The following is a 20,876-nucleotide window of genomic DNA, read 5'->3' as shown; positions in this document are numbered from 1 at the left end:
GATATGAAATGCAGGGCAGACTCGGCGACGATACGGACCTCACTGGTCCGCGCCCTGTCGTTTTCGGCCGCCTTCGCGCTGGCGTTCAACCCGGTGATCGCTGCCGACTACCGCCCCGTGGCGCCGGCCGCGGCGGACGGCCAGATCAACGCACGCTTCCTCTCGCTCGGCATCGGCAAGTCCATCGTGATCGACCTGCCGCGCGACATCAAGGACGTGCTCGTCGCCGATCCCAAGATCGCCAATGCGGTGGTCCGCTCGGCGCAGCGCGCCTACATCATCGGCGCGGCGGTCGGCCAGACCAACATCGTGTTCTTCGATTCCGCCGGCCAGCAGATTGCGGCCTATGACATCGCAGTCAAGCGCGACCTCAACGGCGTGCGGGCCGCGCTGAAGCAGATCCTGCCCAATTCAGACATCCAGGTCGATGGTCTCGGCGACGGCATCGTCCTAACCGGAACGGCTGCCAACCCGATGGAAGCGCAACAGGCCAACGAGCTCGCCGCGCGCCTGGCCGGCGGCCCCGACAAGGTGGTGAACTCGATCGTGGTGCGCGGCCGCGACCAGATCATGCTCAAGGTGACGGTGGCCGAGGTCCAGCGCAGCATCGTCAAGCAGCTCGGCATCGACCTCTCCGCCAACCTCAACTACGGCACCTCCGTGGTGAGCTTCACCAATTCGAATCCGTTCACGGCCTATGGCCGCAACCTTGTCGACGGCAACAACCTGACCACGAAGTTCGGCGCGACGCCATCCGTGCAGGCCACCCTGCGTGCGATGGAAACCGCCGGCGTGATCCGCACGCTGGCCGAACCGAACCTGACCGCGATCTCCGGTGAATCGGCGACGTTCATCGCCGGCGGTGAATTCCCTGTGCCGTCAGGCTATGCGTGCGATCCCGTCACTCATGTCTGTACAACCCAGATCAACTTCAAGAAGTTCGGCATCTCGCTGAACTTCACGCCCGTGGTGCTGAGTGAAGGCAAGATCAGCCTGCGGGTGATGACGGAAGTATCGGAGCTGTCGAACGAGAATTCGATCACGCTGTCGCAGGCGGTGACCTCGACCACGGTGAACTCGCTGACGGTGCCTTCGATCAGAACCCGCCGCGCGGAGACCTCGCTGGAAATTCCCTCCGGCGGCGCGATGGCGATGGCCGGCCTGATCCAGCAGCAGACCAAGCAGGCGATCAGCGGATTGCCGGGACTGATGCAACTCCCGATCCTGGGCACGCTGTTCCGCAGCCGCGACTTCGTCAACAACGCGACCGAACTGGTCGTGATCGTGACGCCCTACGTCGTTCGCGCGGTGGCGCCGAAGGACCTGTCGCGGCCGGATGACGGCTTCGCTCCGCCGGCGGATCCGCAGGCCCAGCTGATCGGCAATGTCAACCGGCTCTACGGCGTGCCCGGACGGGCCGAGCCGGCCAAGAGCTACCGCGGCACCTACGGCTTCATCACCGACTGAGGCGGAACGGGGACTTCACGATGATCACGAGACCACCCCAGCTTCGCAAACGCGCCATCCGCCTCGGTGGCGCGCTCGTCGGCATGGCGCTCGCGCTCGGCGGCTGCCAACACGACGAGGTCGCCACGGCCTCCATTCCCGACGATTACAAGCAGCGCCATCCGATCGCGATCGAGGAGCAAAATCGCTCGATCGTCGTCTTCGTCGGCCATGCCCGCGGTGGACTGACCGCCGCCCAACGCGCCGACGTGATGGGGGTCGCATCGGCATGGTTGCACGAAGGCACCGGCGCCATTCGCATCGACGTACCGTCCCAGACGCCCAACGCTCGTCCGATCGCGGATACGATGCGAGAGATCCAGGCGATGCTGGCGGCGGCAGGCGTTCCTCCGCGCGGCGTCAGCGTTCACCCCTACCGGCCGGAGGACAAGCGTTTCCTGCCGCCGATCCGGCTCACCTATTCCAGGATCGCGGCGGTCGCCGGTCCCTGCGGCCTGTGGCCCGAGGACATCGGCCCCTCGATGAAGAACAAGCGCTGGTTCGAGAACAAGGACTACTACAATTACGGCTGCGCCTATCAGCGCAACCTCGCGGCCATGGTCGACAATCCGTCGGATCTTGAGCAGCCGCGGCCCGAAACTCCGTCATACACGCCGCGGCGCATCACCGGTCTCGAGAAATATCGCAAAGGGCTCTCGACGGCGACGACCTATCCCGAGGCCGACAAGGCCAAACTCAGCGAAACCGGCAGATGATCAGCTACGCGCGCCAGACACAAGAAGAGCAGTCGCAAGCCGCTCCTCCGCCGATGGAGGAGCATATTGCGCCTGCGCCGCGCGTCTCGGTCCAGGCCTTCTGCGAAACCGTGGAGACTGCCGCCGCGGTACAGGCCGCCGGCGAAGATCGCCGTCTCGGCAAGGCACACCTGAAGATCCAGATGGGCGGCATGGCGGCCGCGATCGAAGCCTATCGCTCGGCTCCCACGCCGAACGTGATCGTGCTCGAGAGCGACGGCCGCAGCGATCTGTTGAGCGGGCTCGACCAGCTCGCCACGGTCTGCGACGCCGGCACCCGCGTGGTCGTGATCGGCCGCATCAACGACGTCACGCTCTATCGCGAGCTGGTGCGCCGCGGCGTCAGCGACTACGTGCTCGCGCCGGTCGGCGCGATCGACGTCGTGCGCTCGATCTGCAACCTGTTCTCGGCGCCGGAAGCCAAGGCGGTCGGCCGCATCATCGCCGTGGTCGGCGCCAAGGGTGGCGTCGGGGCTTCCACCATCTCCCACAATGTCGCCTGGGCGATCGCGCGCGACCTCGCGATGGACGCCGTCGTCGCCGATCTCGACCTCGCCTTCGGGACCGCCGGGCTCGACTACAACCAGGATCCGCCGCAGGGCATCGCCGACGCCGTGTTCTCGCCCGACCGCGTCGACACCGCCTTCATCGACCGCCTGCTGTCGAAATGCACCGACCATCTCAGCCTGCTGGCGGCGCCTGCGACGCTCGACCGGGTCTATGATTTCGGCACCGACGCTTTCGACGCCGTGTTCGACACGCTGCGCTCCACCATGCCCTGCATCGTGCTCGACGTTCCGCATCAATGGGCGGGCTGGACCAAGCGCGCCTTGATCGGAGCGGACGATATCCTGATCGTGGCCGCGCCCGACCTCGCCAACCTGCGCAATACCAAGAACCTGTTCGATCTGTTGAAGGCCGCGCGGCCCAACGACCGGCCGCCGCTCTACTGCCTCAACCAGGTCGGCGTGCCGAAACGGCCCGAAATCGCCGCCACGGAGTTCGCCAAGGCGATCGAGAGCCAGCCGGTCGTCTCGATCCCGTTCGAGCCGCAGATCTTCGGCTCGGCGGCCAACAACGGCCAGATGATCGCGGAGATCTCCACCAACCACAAGTCGATCGAGATGTTCCTGCAGATCGCCCAACGCCTGACCGGCCGCAGCGAGACCAAGAAACAAAAGTCGTCCCTGTTTTCACCTCTGATTGAGAAGTTGCGGGGAAGATAAGCCGCCGCATGGAGCTGTTAAGTGTTCGGTAAGCGTAGCGGAACAGACACCGACCTTCGGGCGCCCAAGCCCGGCGTCGTATCGCATGAGCCTGCCCCGGCTCCGGCGCCGACGATGTCGCGCGCCCCAACTCCGCCGGCCGTCGCCTCGCCGCCGCTTGCCCCTGCCAAGGTCGCGCCGCCTCCGGCCATGGAGAGCCGGCGTTCGGACAACTACTACGAGGTCAAGGCGACCATCTTCGGCGCTCTGATCGAGGCGATCGACCTCGCCCAGCTCGCCAAGCTCGATTCGGAGTCCGCGCGCGAGGAAATCCGCGATATCGTCAACGAGATCATCGCGATCAAGAACATCGTGATGTCGATCGCCGAGCAGGAAGAGCTGCTCGACGACATCTGCAACGACGTCCTCGGCTACGGCCCGCTCGAACCGCTGTTGTCGCGTGACGACATCGCCGACATCATGGTCAATGGTGCCAATACCGTCTACATCGAGGTCGGCGGCAAGATCCAGCGCACCGGGATCCGCTTTCGCGACAACCAGCAGCTTCTCAACATCTGCCAGCGCATCGTCAGCCAGGTCGGCCGGCGCGTCGACGAATCCTCGCCGATCTGCGACGCGCGCCTCGCCGACGGCTCCCGCGTCAACGCCATCGTGCCGCCGCTGTCCATCGACGGCCCCACGCTCACCATCCGCAAATTCAGGAAGGACAAGCTGACGCTGGATCAGCTCGTCAAGTTCGGCGCGATCACGCCGGAGGGCGCCGAGATCCTCCAGATCATCGGCCGCGTCCGGTGCAACGTGCTGATCTCCGGCGGTACCGGCTCGGGCAAGACCACGCTGCTGAACTGCCTCACCAATTACATCGAGCACGACGAGCGCGTCATCACCTGCGAGGACGCCGCCGAGCTCCAGCTCCAGCAGCCCCACGTGGTGCGGCTGGAAACCCGCCCCCCCAATATCGAGGGCGAGGGCCAGGTCACCATGCGCGAACTGGTGCGCAACTGCCTGCGCATGCGGCCCGAACGCATCATCGTCGGCGAGGTTCGCGGCCCCGAAGCCTTCGACCTGCTCCAGGCCATGAACACCGGCCATGACGGCTCGATGGGCACGCTGCACGCCAACAACCCTCGCGAAGCGCTGTCGCGCTGCGAATCCATGATCACGATGGGCGGCTTCTCCCTGCCCTCGCGAACCATCCGCGAGATGATCTGCGCCTCGATCGACGTCATCATCCAGGCCGCACGCCTGCGCGACGGTTCACGCCGCATCACCCACATTACCGAGGTGATGGGCATGGAAGGTGACACCATCATCACCCAGGACATCTTCCTCTACGACATGGTCGGAGAGGACGCCAACGGCAAGATCATCGGCCGGCACCGCTCGACCGGCATCGGCCGTCCGAAGTTCTGGGAACGCGCCCGCTATTACGGCGAGGAGAAGCGCCTTGCCGCTGCGCTCGACGCAGCGGAAGTCGCCCCGAAGACGTGAGCAGGTCAACGCCGCCATGAACATGCAGGTCCTCGCCCTCGCCTTCCTCGCCACCGCAGCCGTCGGTGGCATCGCCTGGGTCTTCCTCTATCCGTTGCTGTCCGGGGAGCGAAAGGCGGAAAGCCGGCGCGCATCGGTTGCGCGCGCCGAGGCGCCGACGGCCCGCCAGGCCGAGAAGACCCAGCGCTCGCGCCGCGAGCAGGTCGAGACCACGCTCAAGGACCTCGAGGCGCGGCGCGCCCAGGAGAAGAGTGCTCCGCTCAGCGTCCGCCTGTCGCAGGCGGGGCTTGACTGGACGCCGCAAAAATTCTGGATCGCGTCCGCCGTCGTGGCGGGCGTGTTCTTCGCGGTCGCACTGTTCGGCGGCGGCGGCATGATCGGCGCCGCCGGGCTCGCCTTTGCCGGCGGCTTCGGCCTGCCGCGCTGGGCGCTCAGCTTCCTGAAGAAGCGTCGCGAGGCCAAGTTCCTGGCTGCGCTGCCCGACGCGGTCGACGTGATCGTTCGCGGCATCAAGGCGGGCCTGCCGCTGTTCGAATCGATCAAGGTCGTCGCCGCCGATTCTCCCGAACCGCTGCGCAGCGAATTCCTGGCTATCATCGAGACGCAGGCGATCGGCATGCCGCTGGGCGAGGCCTGCGCGCGGCTCTACGAGCGCATGCCGCTGCCGGAGGCCAATTTCTTCGGCATCGTGGTGTCTATCCAACAGAAGTCGGGCGGCAACCTCTCCGAAGCGCTCGGAAACCTCTCCAAGGTGCTGCGCGACCGCAAGAAGATGCGGGAGAAGATCCAGGCGATGTCGATGGAAGCCAAGGCCTCGGCCGGCATCATCGGCTCGCTGCCGCCGATCGTGATGTTCCTCGTCTATCTCACGACGCCGCAATACATCTCGGTGCTTTGGACTCATCCTACCGGGCAGCTGATGCTGGTCGGCTGCGTCGTCTGGATGTCGATCGGCATCATGGTGATGAAGAAGATGATCAACTTCGATTTCTGACGGTGCCGTATGGTCGAATTCCTCGTCTCGAAACTGCACGACGTCCGTTTCATGACCATGCTGCTCGCGGCCGTCGCCGCCAGCGCAACCGTGTATACGCTGGTGATGCCGTTGTTCGCCGGCGAGGGTCTCTCCAAGCGCATGAAGGCGGTGGCGAGCGAGCGCGAGCGCATCCGGCAGCGCGAGCGTGAGCGTCTTCACAAGAGCGAAAAAGTCTCGCTGCGCCAGACCCCGAAGCAGCTCGTTTCCAAGGTGGTCGAGGACTTCAACCTCACCAAATGGCTCGCGCAGGAAGCTGCGCGGGACAAGCTCATCATGGCAGGTTACCGCGGCCAGGCGCCCTACATCACCTTCCTGTTTGCCCGCATGGTCGCCCCGATCGCGCTCTTCATCGGCTCGGCCCTCTACGTCTTCGTGATCGCGCGCATGGAACAGGCGCTGCCGGTCAAGATCGGCATCTGCATCGGCGCTGCCTATCTCGGCCTTCAGGCGCCGATGCTGTTCCTCAGGAATGCGATCGCCAAGCGCCAGCTCTCGATCAAGCGTGCATTTCCCGACGCGCTCGACTTGCTCCTGATCTGCATCGAATCCGGCATGTCGGTCGAGATGGCGTTCCGGAAGGTCGCGACAGAAATCGTGGGCCAGTCGATCGCGCTCTCGGAGGAGTTCACCCTGACCACGGCCGAACTGTCCTATCTGCAGGATCGCAAGGTCGCCTATGAGAACCTCGCACGGCGCACCGGGCTCGAGGGCGTCAAGTCGGTGTGTCTCGCGCTTCAGCAGGCGGAGCGCTACGGCACCCCGCTCGGCCACTCCCTGCGCGTCATGGCGCAGGAGAACCGCGACATGCGCATGAACGAGGCCGAGAAGAAGGCCGCCGCCCTGCCGCCGAAGCTGACGGTGCCGATGATCCTGTTCTTCCTGCCGGTGCTGTTCGTGGTCATTCTCGGGCCGACCGCCATCAAGGTCACGGAGTTGCACTGAGCGAGAGCGGACCGCGCGGTTCGTCGCTCAGGCTGAGATCGGGCGATCGGATCTGATCAGTCGGGCTGGCTGAGCGAAGCAACCGGCGTCCGCTTCGGTGCACCGTGCGGGGCATCGCTGCGGCTGAGCATGTCCTTGAGATAGGCCACATTGGCGGCGGCCTGGTCCGGTGGCAGGTCCGCCTTCACGATGGTCTCCGCTTCCGCGAAGCGGCCCTGGAGACCGACGACCAGGGCGAGGTTCTGCCGCACCCGCGCGCTCGCACGCGGCGAGGCATAGGCCTGCCGCAGCGCCTCTTCGGCTTTCGGCAGCTCTCTCGACAACATGTAGGACAGGCCGAGATTGGAGAGCACGCCGGGATCACCCGGTGCGATCTTGAGCGCGCTCGCGTAGTAGGATCGCGCCTCCTCATGACGGCCCATCTGGTCCAGCGCCGTGCCCTGCACCGAAAGCAGGCGCCAGTCCGGATTGTCGGGCGAGTGCGCCTTCGACAGGACGTCGTAAGCCTGCTGGAAATTGCCGTTGTCGGCGAGTGCGCGGCCGTATTGGGCGAGCAGTGCCTTGTTGCCGGGATTGGCGATGGTCGCCTGCTCGAGCACGGCGGCGGCCTGGGCGCGCTGGCCGTTGGCGCGCAAGGCCTGTCCGTAGGCGAGTGCGGCGTCGGCATCCTTGGGATTGGCGCGGTAGCGCTGGCCATAGGCGTCGACGGCCCGCGCCGGATCGGTGGACGCGCGGTCGGCTGAAGCCGACTCCGCCCGGGGGCCGACCGAGCCCGTCACGTCGGAGAGTTTCGACATGGCCGTGCAGCCGCCGAGGCCCATGGCCACCGCTGCGATCAGCGACGTCGAGGCAAGAAGCCGGGCTGGACTGATCCGTTGACGCATGAGGCCTTGATTCTGGAACCGCTTATCGAGCCGAACGCGCCAGCAATAGAATGTTAACCCTAACGGCCGGTTAACGACGTCCTCTGGCCTCTCGCGGCGGCATCACGATCGCAACGCTCGTAAAGGCGTGAGGCCGTCCCCATCCAAACCGTAGCTCTCGGCGCGAGATACGCCCCGAGGACGGCGTCCTCTCACCCGGTCAATATTCGATGGCGAGCCGCCGGCGGATTTCGTCGATGCGCTTGTCGAGCGCATCGAACCGCGCGTGGACGGAGCGGTCGTGGAGATAGAAGACGCAGCCGCCGGCAAGGAACGCGAAGATCCAATGGTGATGTTCGATATAGCCAAAAATCGCCTCGACGGCCTGGCCGACGAATGTGACCACGCTCCACACAAATTCCATCACATTTCCTCCCCGCGCTTCCTGGTCGGTCGCCTCCGATCTCCACATCCGGCGGCCGCCCCGCGAACTTAGCATGGGCTTGCGGCGCGGCGCAGTTCGCTGACCGGTGGCGGCAATGCCGATTGCAGCGGCGCCGAAACTCTGCGAAGTCTCGTCAGCTCGCATGACCCCGCTTGATCTGACGATCCGGACCCGCCAATGCCCTCTGTCTTCGAGACGTCGCCCACCGCCATCCCGATCACTTTCGTCACCAAGCCGAGCTGGGATCAGATTGCCGAGACGCTGCCCCCGGCGCAGCGCCAGTTCGCCGCCGCGAGCGCCTTTGCCGCAAAGCCGGGCGGCTATCTGGCACTCCCCGCGCCGGACGGAACGATTGCTCAGGTGCTGTTCGGCCTCGAGGATGAGGGTGCAAGATCGCGCGACCTGTTCCGACCCGGGGCCCTGCCCGGCCTGTTGCCGCCGGGAACCTATCGCTTTGCCAACGCGCCGCACGATCCCCGGCTGGCGGCGCTCGCCTTCGCACTGGGGTGTTACCGCTTCGCCCGCTACCGCAAGGCCGATCGCCCGGAGGTCCGGCTGGTGCCGCCTGACGGTGTCGACGCAGCCGAGATCGAGCGGATCGCCGATGCCGCAATGCTGGCGCGCGACCTCATCAACACGCCGTCCAACGACATGGGCCCGGCGGAACTCGCCGCAGCCGCGCAAGCGCTCGCAACCGAGTTCGGCGCGAGCTTCGCCTGCACCGTCGGCGACGATCTGAGGACGAATTTCCCGCTGATCCATGCCGTCGGGATGGCCTCCAGCCGTCCGCCGCAGCTGATCGACATCGGCTGGGGCGATCCTGATCATCCAAAGGTGACGCTGGTCGGCAAGGGCGTGTGTTTCGACACCGGCGGGCTGGACCTGAAGCCGTCGAGCGGCATGCTGATCATGAAGAAGGACATGGGCGGCGCCGCCAACGTGCTGGCGCTCGCGCGCATGGTGATGGACGCGAAGCTGAAGGTGCGGCTGCGCGTGCTGATCCCGGCCGTGGAGAACGCGGTCGCCGGCAATGCCTTCCGCCCGCTCGACATCTTCACCTCGCGCAAGGGCATCACAGTCGAGATCGGCAATACCGACGCGGAAGGCCGGCTCGTCCTCGCCGACGCGCTGGCGCTGGCAGACGAGGAGAAGCCCGATCTGCTGATCGATCTGGGCACGCTGACGGGCGCGGCCCGCGTTGCGCTGGGGCCGGATTTGCCGCCCTTCTACACCAATGATGAGGCGCTGGCCGCCGACGTCGCGCGCTGCGCGGCGAAGGAGAACGATCCGTTGTGGCGCATGCCGCTGTGGCCGCCCTACGACGCCTGGCTGGACTCCAAGACGGCCACCATCACCAATGCGCCGTCCGGCGGCTTCGCCGGCTCGATCACTTGCGCGCTGTTCCTGCAACGCTTCGTCGAGCACGCCGCGAGCTGGCTGCATGTCGACATCTACGGCTGGACGCCGTCGGCGAAGCCGGCGCGGCCCGAAGGCGGCGAGTGCCAGGCCGCTCGCGCCCTCTACACATTGCTGAGCGAGCGCTATGCATGATCCCAAACATGATCCACGGCTGACGCCGGCGCGGGGCGATATCGCCGCGAAATATCTCGAAGGCAAGGTCGAGGCGGATCGCTTCGTCACCGGGGAGGAATTCGAGGTGGTCGAGGCGATCGCACCGGTGCGCGAGCAGCCGTCCTCGGACGCCATGCTGATGACGGAAGCGCTGCGCGGCGAGCACGTCACGGTCTACGACCGCAACGGCGAGGGGTGGGCCTGGGGCCAGCTCAATGGCGACGGCTATGTCGGCTGGCTTCCCGACGCGGCGCTCGTGAAACCGACGGCCGCGCCGACGCACAAGGTGGGCGCGCTGCGAACGTTCGCGTTCCCCGGTCCCTCGATCAAGCTGCCGCCGGCAGAGACGCTCGTGATGGGCTCGAAGATTGCCGTGGCGCGCGAGGACGGCTCTTTCGCCGTGACGCGCGACGGGAGATTTTTGCCGGGGACGCATCTCGTCTCGCTCGATCATCGCGAGGCAGATTTCGTGTCGGTGGCCGAGCGCTTCGTCGGCACGCCCTACCTGTGGGGCGGCAAGAGCAGCCTCGGCATCGACTGCTCGGGCCTCGTGCAGATCTCGCTGACCGCCGCAGGCATCGGCTGCCCGCGCGACAGCGACATGCAGCTGGCCGGACTCGGCCGCACGCTGGAGCCTCATGAGCGAGGCAGCCTGCTACGCGGCGATCTGATCTTCTGGAAGGGCCATGTCGCCATCGTCCGGGATGCCAGTACCATGGTTCACGCCAATGCATATCACATGGCGACCGTGGTCGAGCCGATCGAGCCCGCGATTGCGCGGATCAGGCAGGCCGGCAGCGAGGTCACCGCGATCAAGCGACTCTAAAGCATGATCCGGAAAAGTGCGCAGCGGTTTTCCGAAAGATCATGCTTAAACAACAGGCCTAAAGCGCGATGACGATCCATCCTAGTCGCATCGCGCTTTAGCGGGCCTCCCTCGACTACTGCCTCTCGTTCCACAAGCACACGACGCTTTCCGGGTTTGAACGACGGCATTGGGCCGGGCAGCAAATATGGCTCACAACGAGCTTGTTGACCGCACCATGTCGATCCACATCTCACCGCGCCGGCTGCACGACGCGCCGGCTGGTGATGGAGATCGACTATGACTGGACTGAAGATTCTCGCTGCCGCGGCCTTGCTGTCGAGCCTGACCTTAAGCACCGCCTACGCGCAGTCTGGCTTTGCAAGCAGCCATCCGGATACGTACGAGGCCGAGTACCCCAATCGCAACCTGAATGGCACACTGACGCCGGCAGGTCGGATAGGCCTCGAGTTGCCGGATGGCGCGGCTCCTTCGCGGAGCGTGGACAACGCCCTGGCTCGCATTGACGGCGCCGCCTCACGTGCTTGCGCGGAGCGCTACCGATCCTACGATCCGGCAACGGGCACCTACATCGGTCGAGACCGTCGCCGTCATCTCTGCAGGTAACGCCGCGAATACGGACCTTCATCCGTGGCAGGATTTGAGGCGACGCTGAGGCGGCGTCTCAAATCCTCCCGAGGATTTCGCCTTCGCCCCTCGACGGACAGGTCGCAGTTTCAAGAATGACGAATGCTACGTCGCGACCGAGCCATTCCCGGCCGTCTCCAGCCGGAACGCGGCCGCGAACAGCGCGCGCGTGTAATCCGTCTTCGGATTCTTGAACAGCTCGGCGGCCTGGCCTTCCTCGACCACCTTGCCGCCGCGCATCACGATGAGATGGCTGGCGAGCGAGGCGACGACGCGCAGATCGTGCGAGATGAACATGTAGGTGAGATCGCGCTTGCGCTGGAGCTCGCGCAAGAGGTCGACCATCTGCGCCTGGAACAGCATGTCGAGCGCGCTGGTCGGCTCGTCCAGCACGACGAAATCCGGCTCCAGCACCACCGCGCGCGCGATGCTGATGCGCTGGCGCTGGCCGCCGGAGAATTCATGCGGATAGCGGAAACGCGTCTCCGGATTGAGCCCGACATCCTCCAGCGCCTTGACGACGCGCGCCTCGCGCTCCTCGCGCGACAGCTTCGGCTGATGCACGGAAAGACCTTCGGCGATGATGTCGGCCACCGACATGCGCGGGCTGAGCGAGCCGAATGGATCCTGGAACACGATCTGCATGTCGCGCCGGAAGGGCCGCATCTCCTTGAAGCGCAGGCCCTGGATGTCCTTTCCCAGGAACACGATGCGCCCGTTCGAGGAGATCAGCCGCAGCAGGGCGAGACCCAGCGTGGTCTTGCCCGAGCCTGATTCGCCGACGACCCCGAGCGTCTCGCCCTTGCGCACGGCGACGCTGACGCCATCGACCGCCTTGATGTGGCCGACCGTCTTGCGCATCAGGCCGCGCTTGATTGGAAACCAGACTTTGAGATCATCGGCCGACATCACCACCGGCGCATCCGGCTGCGGCGGCGCCGGATCGGGCTTCGGCTCCGCCGCGAGCAGGTCGCGCGTATAGGGATGTTTCGGGGTTTTGAAGACCTGCTCGACCGGTCCCTGCTCGACGACCACGCCCCCCTTCATGACGCAGACGGTGTCGGCGATGCGGCGGACGATGCCGAGATCGTGGGTAATGAACAGCAGGCTCATGCCGAGCCGCGAACGGATCTCGGCGAGCAGCGCCAGGATCTGCGCCTGCACGGTGACGTCGAGCGCCGTCGTCGGCTCGTCCGCGATCAGAAGGTCCGGCTCGTTGGCAAGCGCCATCGCGATCATCACGCGCTGGCGCTGGCCGCCGGAGAGCTGGTGCGGATAGCTCTTCAGCCGCGTCTCGGGCTCGGGGATGCCGACCTGGGTCAGCAACTCCAGCGTCCGCTTGCGCGCCTGCGCATTGCTGGTCGGATTGTGCAGCTGGATGATCTCGCCGATCTGCGCCTCGATCGTGTGCAGCGGATTGAGCGAGGTCATCGGCTCCTGGAAGATGATGGAGATGTCGCTGCCGCGGATCTCGCGCATCTTCTGCTCGGACCGGTCGATCAGTTCCTGCCCCTTGAAGCGGATGCTGCCCGAGGGGTGCGACGCGTTCGGATAGGGCAACAGCTTCAGGATCGAGAGCGCGCTGACCGACTTGCCGGAGCCGGATTCGCCGACCAGCGCCACGCATTCGCCGCGCTTGATCTGGAACGAGACCTTGTCGACCGCGAGCGTGGTGGCGCCGCCCTGGTGGAAGGCCACCGAAAGGTCACGCACGCTGAGCAGGGGCTGGTTGATTGCGTCCATGGCCTTACCTGAACGTCTTGCGCGGATCGAAGGCGTCGCGCACGGCCTCGCCGATGAAGATCAGGAGCGACAGCATGATCGCAACCGAGAAGAAGCCGGAGAAGCCAAGCCAGGGCGCCTGCACATTGGACTTGGCCTGCGACAGCAATTCGCCGAGCGAAGGCGATCCCGGCGGCAGGCCGAAGCCCAGGAAATCGAGCGCCGTCAACGTCATCACCGAGCTCGACACGATGAAGGGCAGGAACGTCATGGTCGCGACCATCGCGTTCGGCAGCAGGTGGCGGAACATGATGACCGGGTTGGAGACGCCGAGCGCCCGCGCCGCCTGGATATATTCGAAGTTGCGCCCGCGCAGGAACTCGGCCCGCACCAGACCGACCAGCGAGACCCAGGAAAACAGCAGCAGGATGCCGAGCAGCACGAAGAAACCGGGCACGAGGACCGAGGACAGGATCAGGAGAAGATAGAGCGAAGGAATCGCCGTCCAGATCTCGATGAAGCGCTGGAAGATGAGGTCGACCCGCCCGCCGAAATAGCCCTGCACCGCCCCCGCCGCGATGCCGATGACGGACGAGACGATCGTGAGGCAAAGTCCGAACAGCACCGAGATGCGGAAGCCGTAGATCAGCCGCGCCACCACGTCGCGACCCTGATCGTCGGTGCCGAGCCAGTTATATTCGAGGTCGCGGCAGCTCTTCAGTCCCTTCTTCTCCACCACCGGCTGGCACTGCTTCTCCGTCAACATCCAGGTTGGCGGCGACGGCGCCGGCGTCGGCAGGTCGAGATTGTGAGTATCGTAGGAATAGCGGATCAGGGGCCAGATGATTGTGCCGTTCTTGTCCTTGATGAGCTTCTGCAAGTAGGGATCGCGATAGTCGGCCGCCGTCTCGAAATCGCCACCGAAGGTCGTTTCCGAATAGGTCACGAAGGCCGGCCAATAGAGCCGGCCGTCGAACTTGATCAGGAAGGGCCGATCGTTGGCGATCAGCTCGGCGAACAGCGACACCACGAACAGGCCGATGAAGAGCCAGAACGACCAGTAGCCGCGGCGGTTGGCCTTGAAGTTCTGCCAGCGCCGCCTGTTGAGCGGCGAAGGCGCGAACGGCTTACGCGTGATCGGCACGGCATCGCCGAGCGGCGACTTCGCTATGGTCTCGACCGGCATCGGCGCGGTAACCGTCATCAGACCTCCCGCGCCTCGAAATCGATCCGGGGGTCGATCCACATATAGGTCAGGTCGGAGATCAGGTTGATCACGAGACCGACCAGCGAAAAGATGTAGAGCGTGCCGAACACGACGGGATAGTCGCGGTTGAGCACGCTCTCGAAGCTGAGCAGCCCCAGCCCGTCCAGCGAGAAGATGGTCTCGATCAGAAGCGAGCCTGAAAAGAAGGCGTGGATGAAAGTCCCGGGGAAGCCGGCGATCACGATCAACATCGCATTGCGGAAGACATGGCCGTACAGCACCCGGTTCTCGCTGCAGCCCTTGGCGCGCGCCGTCATGACGTATTGCTTGCGGATCTCGTCAAGGAACGAGTTCTTGGTCAGGAACGTCATGGTGGTGAACGCGCCGAGGCCCATGGCGATCAGCGGCAGCGTCAGGTGCCAGAAATAGTCGATGATCTTCCAGTACCAGGGAAACTCCGACCATCCGTCTGACGTCAACCCGCGCAGCGGAAACCAGTTGAAGAAGGAGCCGCCGGCGAACAGGATGATCAGAAGAATGGCGAAGAGGAATCCGGGAATGGCATAGCCGAGCACGAGGACGGTTGATGTCCAGGTGTCGAGGCGCGTACCGTCGTTCATCGCCTTGCGGATGCCGAGGGGGATCGAGATCAGATAGGTGATCAGCGTCAGCCAGATCCCGAGGGAGATCGAGACCGGCAGCTTCTCCTTGATGAGCTGGATCACGCTGACATCGCGAAAGTAACTCTTGCCGAAATCGAAACGGGCGAAATTCCAAACCATCAGCGCGAAGCGTTCCGGTGCCGGCTTGTCGAAGCCGAACTGCACCTCCAGCTTCTTGATGAAATCAGGATCGAGCCCCTGCGCACCGCGATATTTGGAGTTGATGGCGTCGCCCCCGGCACCGACCTGCCCCGGCGCGCGCTGCGCAAAATCGCTGCCACCCGAAATGCGGGAGGTCCCGCCGGTGTCGGCGCCCGAGAGCTGCGCTATCACGCGCTCGACCGGGCCGCCCGGCGCGAACTGCACGACGACGAAGGACACGAAGAGGATTCCCAGCAGCGTCGGGATCATCAGGAGGATCCGGCGGGCGATATAGGCGCTCATGGCTATTTTGCCTGCTCGAGCTTGGCCGCCTTGGCGGGTTCATGCCACCAGATGTCGGGCGCGCCGACGCCGTTGGCATAACGCGGCAGCTTCTGCGGATGGCCGAACTGGTCCCAATAGGCCAGCCGGTGCGTCTTGTTGTACCATTGCGGCACCCAATAGCGGCCGGCGCGGAACAGCCGATCGAAAGCGCGGCAAGCGACGGTTAGCTCTTCGCGGGTGTCAGCCGACATGATCTTCTCGATCATGGCGTCGATGGCCGGGTTGGCGATGCCCGCGAGATTGTACGAGCCCTTGGTGTTCGCGACCTGCGAGGAGAAGAACGAGCGCATGGCGTCGCCCGGCGTCGCGGACATGCTGAAGCGCTGGATCGTCATGTCGAAATCGAAGTCGTCCTGACGCGCCCTGTATTGAACCGCATCGACGAGGCGCACGTTCGCTTCGATACCGAGCGTCCCGAGGTTCTTGATGTAGGGCGCATGATGCGGCTGGAAGGAGGGTTCGTCCAACAGGAACTCGATCTTGAACACCTCGCCATTTGGCAGCATCCGCTTGCCGTCCTTGATCGGCACGCCGGCCTCGTTCAACAGTTGCTGTGCCTTGCGCAACAGGGTGCGGTCTTGTCCGGAGCCGTCCGTGACCGGCGGCGTGAATGGTGCCGTGAAAACGTCTTCCGGAACCTGGCCACGAAACGGCTCCAGCAATTTCAGCTCTTCCGGCGAAGGCGGCGCATTGCCTGCCATGAGGTCCGAGTTCTGGAATGGCGAGACCGTACGGGCATAGGCGCCGTACATGATGGTCTTGTTGGTCCATTCGAAATCGAAAGCGTTGATCAGGGCCTCGCGCACGCGAGGATCCCTGAATTTCTCGCGTCGCGTGTTGATGAACCAGCCTTGCGCTCCGGACGGAGTGTCATCGGGCACGACCTCCATCTTGACCCGGCCATCCTTCGCGGCCGGAAAGTCGTAGCGCGTTGCCCATATGCGCGAGGTGAATTCTTCCCGATAGAGATAGCTCTTGCCGGTGAAACCTTCGAAGGCGACGTCGCGGTCGCGATAGAACTCGTAGCGCACGACGTCGAAATTGTAGCTGCCGCGGCAAACCGGCAGATCGGCGGCCCACCAATCCTTGACCCGCTCGAATTCGATGTAGCGATTGACCTCGAACCTGCCGACCTTGTACGGACCCGAGCCGAGCGGAATATCCAGCGTCGATTCATCGAACGGCCGGGACGCATAATAGGCCTTCGAGAAGATCGGCAGTCCGGCGACATAGAGCGGCACGTCGCGGGCGCGTCCCTTGGCGAAGGTGACGACGAGCGTCGCGTCGTCGATCACTTCCGCGTTCACGAAATCACGCATCTGCACGATGATCAGCGGGTGGCCCTTGGCCTTCAACGTCGTCAGCGAGAACGCCGCGTCGTGGGCGGTGAGCTTGGTGCCGTCGTGGAATCTCGCCTCCGGCCGCATCGTGAAGCGATAGACCAGCCTGTCCGGCGATATCTGCACGGATTTTGCGGCAAGTCCGTACATCGCGTCCGGCTCGTCGCTGCCGCGCACCATCAGCGGCGAAAACGTCATGTCCATGCCTTGCGCGCCGTCGCCCTTCAGGATGTAGGCGTTGAGCGAGTTGAAGGTCTGGTAGGACTGGTTATACGACCTCGTCGATGGGATGAGCGAGAACGTGCCGCCCTTCGGCGCAGACGGATTGACGTAGTCGAAATGGTGGAAATCGGCGGGATATTTGAGATCGCCGAACGCAGAGATGCCGTGCGCGTCGGTCCCCGCTTCCGATGCACACCCACTGCGCAACGGCGCACCAATGGACGCCCCGAGGGCGCCGCCAACACCCAAGGCAAGCACATGGCGGCGTGACATCTGCGTCATGCGGGGAATGTCCTTCACGACTTCTTTGCGATCCGCGCCGCCTTGTCTGCGTCGTACCACCAGATGAACGGGAAGCCGGATTGACCGTATCTGGGCAATTCCGCCGGCCGGCCGAAGCGATCCCAGCGCGCCGTGCGCACCTTGTTGTAGGTCCACTGCGGCACGACGTAGTGATTCCACAGCAGCACGCGGTCGAGCGCCTTGGTTGCGGCCACCAGATCGTCGCGATCGGTGGCGTAGATCACCCGTTCGATCAACTTGTCGATCGCGGGATTCTTGATGCCGCCGATGTTGCGCGACCCGGCGATGTCGGCCGTCTTGGACGACCAGAACTCGCGCTGCTCGTTCCCCGGCGACTGCGACTCGCCCCATGAGTTGGTGACGATATCGAAGTCCCACTCGCGGGTCCTGTTCTCGTACTGGGTTGGATCGACCGTCCGCACGCTGACGGCAATGCCGAGCCGCTCCAGCGACGGCTTGTAGAACAGCGTGATCCGCTCGAAGCTCGGATCCTGGTTCAGCAACTCCAGTGAGAACTGGGTGCCGGTCTTGACGTCGATCAGCTTGCGGTCGCGCACCTCATAACCGGCGTCCTTGAACAGACGCAGCGCCTCGCGAAGATTCTCCCGGACGGCCTCCGGGCTGCCGCCAACCGGATTGCTGTAGGGCGTCGTGAAGACCTCGGGCGGGACCTGGGCGCGGACGGTTTCGAGGATCTCGAGCTCCTTGCCCTGCGGCAAGCCAGTCGCCATGAGCTCCTCGATGCCGTCGAAATAGCTACTGATACGCTTGTACTGACCAAAGAAGATCTGCTTGTTCATCTCCTCGAAGTCGAAGGCGTAGTTGAGCGCACGACGCACGCGGGGGTCGCTGAATTTGGCGCGTCGCAGGTTCGGCACGAAGGCCTGCATCACGCCCGAGCTGCGATTGACGAATTCCTCTAGGATCACGCGCTTTTCGCTCACGGCCGGGAAGTCGTAGGCCGTCGCCCAGCTCTTGGCGCTGTTCTCGGTGCGCCAATCGACCTGATCGGCCTTGAAGGCCTCGATCGCGACCGTGGCGTCTCGGAAATATTCGTAGCGCAGCTCGTCGAAATTGCTGCGGCCAACATTGGCGGGGAGGTCGCGGCCCCAATAATCCTTGACGCGCTCCAGCGCGATCGACCGTCCTGCTACGAACTCCTTGACCTTGTAGGGCCCCGAACCGAGCGGCACTTCGAGCGTGGTGGCGGAGACATCGCGCTTGCGGCCTTGCGCGTCCGTCCCCTCCCACCAATGCTTCGGCAAGACCGTAAGTTGTCCTACGATCTGCGGCAATTCGCGATTGCCCGGCGCGTCGAATACGAACTTCACCTCGCGCTCGCCGACCTTCTCGGCCTTCACGACATGGCTGTAGTACGCCGAATACATCGGATGGTGCTTCTTGAAGGAATCGAGCGAGAAGATCACGTCCTCCGGCGTGACGGACTTGCCGTCATGCCATTTCGCCTGCGGCCGCAAACGATAAATGACGAAGGAGAAATCGTCCGGGTGGCTGACTGCTTCGGCCAGCGCGCCGTATTCGGTCGAGACCTCGTCAAGCGAGGGCGTGGTGAGGGATTCGTAGATGAAGGCGACGGCACCGGCGACCTGCCCCTTCACACCTGATACGACGATGTTGAAATTGTCGAATGTGCCGACAGCGATCTGGCGCGCGACGCCGCCTTTGGGCGCGTCCGGATTGACGTAGTCGAAGCGCTTGAAGTCGGCGGGGTACTTGACCTTTCCGAACAGGGACAGCGCATGGCGCCAAGGCAATTCATTGGAAGACTGCGCCTCGGCCGCGCCGACGACGGGAACGCCCGCCACGGAACCGAAAACGGGAAGCGCTGCGGCCGCAGTGCCGGTGAGCAGAAGATCGCGTCGGGTGATGGCCAAATCAACATCCCTGTCTTGAAGGAGGCTACTCCTTTAAGTTCCTAATATAGACGAGGTTTCGACCGAATATGTGTTGCTTTTTCCTCATCTTGGAGGCCGGGCGGCCGATCGGATGCGGCCAAACGCCCCGATAAACTGGCCGCGAGGCCTGGATAAGCAAACGGCCAGGCATTTCAGCCTGGCCGCTCATTCCAAGATGCGTTCCGGCGGCCTTATTTGGAGGCCGTTGGCAACGGCTGCGGATGTTCCGACAGCGAATTCAGATAGGCAATGACGTCGGCGCGCTCGGAATCCTTCTGGATGCCGGCGAAGCCCATCGCGGTGCCGGGAATGAAGCCCTTAGGATTGGCGATGAATTTGTTGAGATCGTCGAACGTCCAGTCGCCACCCTTGGCCTTCATGGCGGCCGAGAAGTTGAAACCACCACGGCCCTGGCCCTTTGGCTCGCCGACGACGCCATAGAGGTTCGGACCGACCCGATTCGGGCCGCCTTTCTCGAACGTATGGCAGGCGCCGCACTTCTTGGCGGCCGCCGCGCCCTTCTCGACGGAGGCGGTCTGGAGCAGCTTCTCGATCGGCTCGGACGGTGCGGCAGCAGCGGCGCCTTCCTTGCCGTGGCCGGCATCTTCCTTCACGGCGATCTCGAAGCCGGGCTTTTCCGGCATCTTGGGGGAGAACAGCGCACTCGCGGTGAAGCTCGTCACCAGCAGAAAGAGACAGGTGCCGAGCACGGCACCGAGAATCTTGTTGAGTTCGAAAGAGTCCATTTCCGGCCAGGCCCCACCGCAAGAAGGAAACAGCGGCCCAAGCGGCCGCCAGGACGAGCCTCGGGAGAATCAAAACATTCCTTATTGTTTCCCCGAGTTTTGCCATTGAGATATCGGTTTGCCCGGGGTCTGGCAACCCGTATAAGCGAGCCGGCTTTCAGCCCGTCCCACTCCATTTCTCGGCGCGGAAAACGCCCCGTTCCCAAGCTCTTGCCCCCAGACCTTTGAACCCAATGATCGATCCCCGCATCCTGGTGCTGATCCCGGCCCGCATGGCCGCCACCCGCCTGCCCGGCAAGCCGCTCGCCGACATCGCGGGATTGCCGATGATCGTGCATGTGCTGCGCCGGGCCGAAGCCGCCGCCATCGGCCGGGTCGCGGTGGCCACCGACACGCCCGAGATCGCCTCGGTCGTCACCGCCCATGGCGGCGAGGCCGTGATGACCCGCTCCGACCACCCGTCGGGCTCCGACCGCATCCACGAGGCCATGCAGAAGCTCGATACCGAGGGCAAGGCCGAGATCGTGGTCAATGTCCAGGGGGATTTTCCGACCATTACGATCGACAACATCCGCGAGGTGCTGCCGCCGCTGCAAGACCCGGCCGTGGACATCGCGACGCTGGCCTCGCAGATCCACACCGAGGAAGAGGATCTCGCCCCAAGCGTGGTGAAGGCGATCGGAACCTCGGTTGGCGGCAGGCGGATGCGCGCACTTTATTTCACCCGCGCGACCGCCCCGACCGGCGACGGACCACGTTACCACCATATCGGCCTCTATGCCTTTCGCCGCGCCGCGCTGGAGCGCTACGTTTCGCTTCCGCCGTCTCCGCTGGAATTGCAGGAGAAGCTCGAGCAGCTCCGGGCGCTCGAGGCCGGAATGCGCATCGATTTCACCATCGTCGATACCGTGCCCCGCGGTGTCGATACGCCGGCGGACCTCGAAACTGCGCGCAGCATCCTTTCCAAATCCTGAGCCGCTGTT

The 20,876-nt window shown here is 64.4% G+C and carries 18 protein-coding genes; 10 read left to right on the top strand and 8 right to left on the bottom strand.

What is annotated here, in order from left to right; genetic code table 11:
* Positions 1 to 3 precede the first annotated feature (3 nt).
* The 6 genes from EDE08_RS28225 to EDE08_RS28200 are packed head-to-tail and all read left to right on the top strand — an operon-like array spanning position 4 to position 6,956.
* Positions 4 to 1,467 carry a type II and III secretion system protein family protein gene (locus tag EDE08_RS28225; protein ID WP_165936242.1) on the top strand — a complete coding sequence of 488 codons (1,464 nt, stop codon included), beginning with the start codon at positions 4 to 6 and terminating at the stop codon, positions 1,465 to 1,467.
* A 20-nt stretch (positions 1,468 to 1,487) separates the two neighbouring features.
* Positions 1,488 to 2,222, top strand: coding sequence for a CpaD family pilus assembly protein (locus EDE08_RS28220; protein WP_131871967.1), 735 nt, complete (start codon positions 1,488 to 1,490; stop codon positions 2,220 to 2,222).
* The gene (locus EDE08_RS28215) at positions 2,219 to 3,487 is read left to right on the top strand and encodes a CpaE/TadZ family protein (protein WP_131871968.1); all 1,269 of its coding nucleotides are present in this window, start codon (positions 2,219 to 2,221) and stop codon (positions 3,485 to 3,487) included. The genes EDE08_RS28220 and EDE08_RS28215 overlap by 4 nt, the downstream gene beginning before the upstream one ends.
* A gap of 21 nt (positions 3,488 to 3,508) precedes the next feature.
* Complete coding sequence (locus EDE08_RS28210) at positions 3,509 to 4,978, top strand: TadA family conjugal transfer-associated ATPase (protein ID WP_131871969.1); 1,470 nt, start codon at positions 3,509 to 3,511, stop codon at positions 4,976 to 4,978.
* 16 nt (positions 4,979 to 4,994) lie between these two features.
* Positions 4,995 to 5,972 carry a type II secretion system F family protein gene (locus EDE08_RS28205; RefSeq protein ID WP_131871970.1) on the top strand — a complete coding sequence of 326 codons (978 nt, stop codon included), beginning with the start codon at positions 4,995 to 4,997 and terminating at the stop codon, positions 5,970 to 5,972.
* A 9-nt stretch (positions 5,973 to 5,981) separates the two neighbouring features.
* A complete protein-coding gene (locus EDE08_RS28200; protein WP_028177285.1) occupies positions 5,982 to 6,956 on the top strand; it encodes a type II secretion system F family protein in 975 nt (324 codons plus the stop codon).
* Positions 6,957 to 7,012: 56 nt separating this feature from the next.
* On the opposite strand, the gene EDE08_RS28195 is transcribed toward EDE08_RS28200, so the two are convergent.
* Positions 7,013 to 7,840, bottom strand: coding sequence for a tetratricopeptide repeat protein (locus tag EDE08_RS28195; protein WP_131871971.1), 828 nt, complete (start codon positions 7,838 to 7,840; stop codon positions 7,013 to 7,015).
* A 199-nt stretch (positions 7,841 to 8,039) separates the two neighbouring features.
* A complete protein-coding gene (locus EDE08_RS39515; RefSeq protein ID WP_131872084.1) occupies positions 8,040 to 8,243 on the bottom strand; it encodes a hypothetical protein in 204 nt (67 codons plus the stop codon).
* Positions 8,244 to 8,441: 198 nt separating this feature from the next.
* Here EDE08_RS39515 and EDE08_RS28185 point away from each other — a divergent pair, with 198 nt between their 5' ends.
* The 3 genes from EDE08_RS28185 (at position 8,442) to EDE08_RS28175 (ending at position 11,268) form a co-directional block, all read left to right on the top strand.
* Positions 8,442 to 9,815 (top strand): leucyl aminopeptidase family protein, encoded by a 1,374-nt coding sequence (locus EDE08_RS28185; protein ID WP_131871972.1) that lies wholly within the window; start codon positions 8,442 to 8,444, stop codon positions 9,813 to 9,815.
* Entirely contained in the window at positions 9,808 to 10,662 is an 855-nt protein-coding gene (locus EDE08_RS28180; protein WP_131871973.1) for a C40 family peptidase, read from the top strand. Before EDE08_RS28185 ends, EDE08_RS28180 begins: the two co-directional genes overlap by 8 nt.
* A 279-nt stretch (positions 10,663 to 10,941) precedes the next feature.
* Positions 10,942 to 11,268, top strand: coding sequence for a BA14K family protein (locus tag EDE08_RS28175; protein WP_131871974.1), 327 nt, complete (start codon positions 10,942 to 10,944; stop codon positions 11,266 to 11,268).
* A gap of 126 nt (positions 11,269 to 11,394) precedes the next feature.
* On the opposite strand, the gene EDE08_RS28170 is transcribed toward EDE08_RS28175, so the two are convergent.
* The 6 genes from EDE08_RS28170 to EDE08_RS28145 all read right to left on the bottom strand — a co-directional run bounded on the left by EDE08_RS28170 (position 11,395) and on the right by EDE08_RS28145 (position 19,893).
* On the bottom strand, positions 11,395 to 13,032 hold the full coding sequence (locus tag EDE08_RS28170; RefSeq protein ID WP_131871975.1) for an ABC transporter ATP-binding protein: 1,638 nt from the start codon (positions 13,030 to 13,032) through the stop codon (positions 11,395 to 11,397).
* Between the two features lie 4 nt (positions 13,033 to 13,036).
* Positions 13,037 to 14,215 (bottom strand): ABC transporter permease, encoded by a 1,179-nt coding sequence (locus EDE08_RS28165; protein WP_131871976.1) that lies wholly within the window; start codon positions 14,213 to 14,215, stop codon positions 13,037 to 13,039.
* Positions 14,215 to 15,324: a microcin C ABC transporter permease YejB gene (locus EDE08_RS28160; RefSeq protein WP_131871977.1), complete on the bottom strand. Its 1,110-nt coding sequence runs from the start codon at positions 15,322 to 15,324 to the stop codon at positions 14,215 to 14,217. The genes EDE08_RS28165 and EDE08_RS28160 overlap by 1 nt, the downstream gene beginning before the upstream one ends.
* Positions 15,325 to 15,326: 2 nt before the next feature.
* Positions 15,327 to 17,210 (bottom strand): extracellular solute-binding protein, encoded by a 1,884-nt coding sequence (locus EDE08_RS28155; protein WP_131871978.1) that lies wholly within the window; start codon positions 17,208 to 17,210, stop codon positions 15,327 to 15,329.
* 14 nt (positions 17,211 to 17,224) lie between these two features.
* Complete coding sequence (locus EDE08_RS28150; protein ID WP_131871979.1) at positions 17,225 to 19,126, bottom strand: extracellular solute-binding protein; 1,902 nt, start codon at positions 19,124 to 19,126, stop codon at positions 17,225 to 17,227.
* Positions 19,127 to 19,338: 212 nt separating this feature from the next.
* Entirely contained in the window at positions 19,339 to 19,893 is a 555-nt protein-coding gene (locus EDE08_RS28145) for a c-type cytochrome (RefSeq protein WP_061880996.1), read from the bottom strand.
* Between the two features lie 233 nt (positions 19,894 to 20,126).
* On the opposite strand from EDE08_RS28145, the gene EDE08_RS28140 reads away from it, so the two are divergent.
* Positions 20,127 to 20,867 (top strand): 3-deoxy-manno-octulosonate cytidylyltransferase, encoded by a 741-nt coding sequence (locus EDE08_RS28140; RefSeq protein ID WP_131871980.1) that lies wholly within the window; start codon positions 20,127 to 20,129, stop codon positions 20,865 to 20,867.
* Positions 20,868 to 20,876: the final 9 nt, after the last annotated feature.

This window comes from Bradyrhizobium sp. R2.2-H (assembly GCF_004346455.1).
In the GTDB taxonomy this organism is placed as follows: Bacteria; Pseudomonadota; Alphaproteobacteria; order Rhizobiales; family Xanthobacteraceae; genus Bradyrhizobium; species Bradyrhizobium diversitatis.
The sequence above is the reverse complement of the archived record's forward strand: the minus strand, read 5'-3'. Positions and strand labels throughout refer to the sequence as shown.

Bases quoted from the DNA above. Each gene is read 5' to 3' on its own strand.
- EDE08_RS28225 (WP_165936242.1), top strand. From the start codon at position 4: ATGAAATGCAGGGCAGACTCGGCGACGATACGGACCTCACTGGTCCGC.
- EDE08_RS28220 (WP_131871967.1), top strand. From the start codon at position 1,488: ATGATCACGAGACCACCCCAGCTTCGCAAACGCGCCATCCGCCTCGGT.
- EDE08_RS28215 (WP_131871968.1), top strand. From the start codon at position 2,219: ATGATCAGCTACGCGCGCCAGACACAAGAAGAGCAGTCGCAAGCCGCT.
- EDE08_RS28205 (WP_131871970.1), top strand. From the start codon at position 4,995: ATGAACATGCAGGTCCTCGCCCTCGCCTTCCTCGCCACCGCAGCCGTC.
- EDE08_RS28200 (WP_028177285.1), top strand. From the start codon at position 5,982: ATGGTCGAATTCCTCGTCTCGAAACTGCACGACGTCCGTTTCATGACC.
- EDE08_RS28195 (WP_131871971.1), bottom strand. From the start codon at position 7,840: ATGCGTCAACGGATCAGTCCAGCCCGGCTTCTTGCCTCGACGTCGCTG.
- EDE08_RS39515 (WP_131872084.1), bottom strand. From the start codon at position 8,243: ATGGAATTTGTGTGGAGCGTGGTCACATTCGTCGGCCAGGCCGTCGAG.
- EDE08_RS28185 (WP_131871972.1), top strand. From the start codon at position 8,442: ATGCCCTCTGTCTTCGAGACGTCGCCCACCGCCATCCCGATCACTTTC.
- EDE08_RS28180 (WP_131871973.1), top strand. From the start codon at position 9,808: ATGCATGATCCCAAACATGATCCACGGCTGACGCCGGCGCGGGGCGAT.
- EDE08_RS28175 (WP_131871974.1), top strand. From the start codon at position 10,942: ATGACTGGACTGAAGATTCTCGCTGCCGCGGCCTTGCTGTCGAGCCTG.
- EDE08_RS28170 (WP_131871975.1), bottom strand. From the start codon at position 13,032: ATGGACGCAATCAACCAGCCCCTGCTCAGCGTGCGTGACCTTTCGGTG.
- EDE08_RS28165 (WP_131871976.1), bottom strand. From the start codon at position 14,215: ATGACGGTTACCGCGCCGATGCCGGTCGAGACCATAGCGAAGTCGCCG.
- EDE08_RS28160 (WP_131871977.1), bottom strand. From the start codon at position 15,324: ATGAGCGCCTATATCGCCCGCCGGATCCTCCTGATGATCCCGACGCTG.
- EDE08_RS28155 (WP_131871978.1), bottom strand. From the start codon at position 17,210: ATGACGCAGATGTCACGCCGCCATGTGCTTGCCTTGGGTGTTGGCGGC.
- EDE08_RS28145 (WP_061880996.1), bottom strand. From the start codon at position 19,893: ATGGACTCTTTCGAACTCAACAAGATTCTCGGTGCCGTGCTCGGCACC.
- EDE08_RS28140 (WP_131871980.1), top strand. From the start codon at position 20,127: ATGATCGATCCCCGCATCCTGGTGCTGATCCCGGCCCGCATGGCCGCC.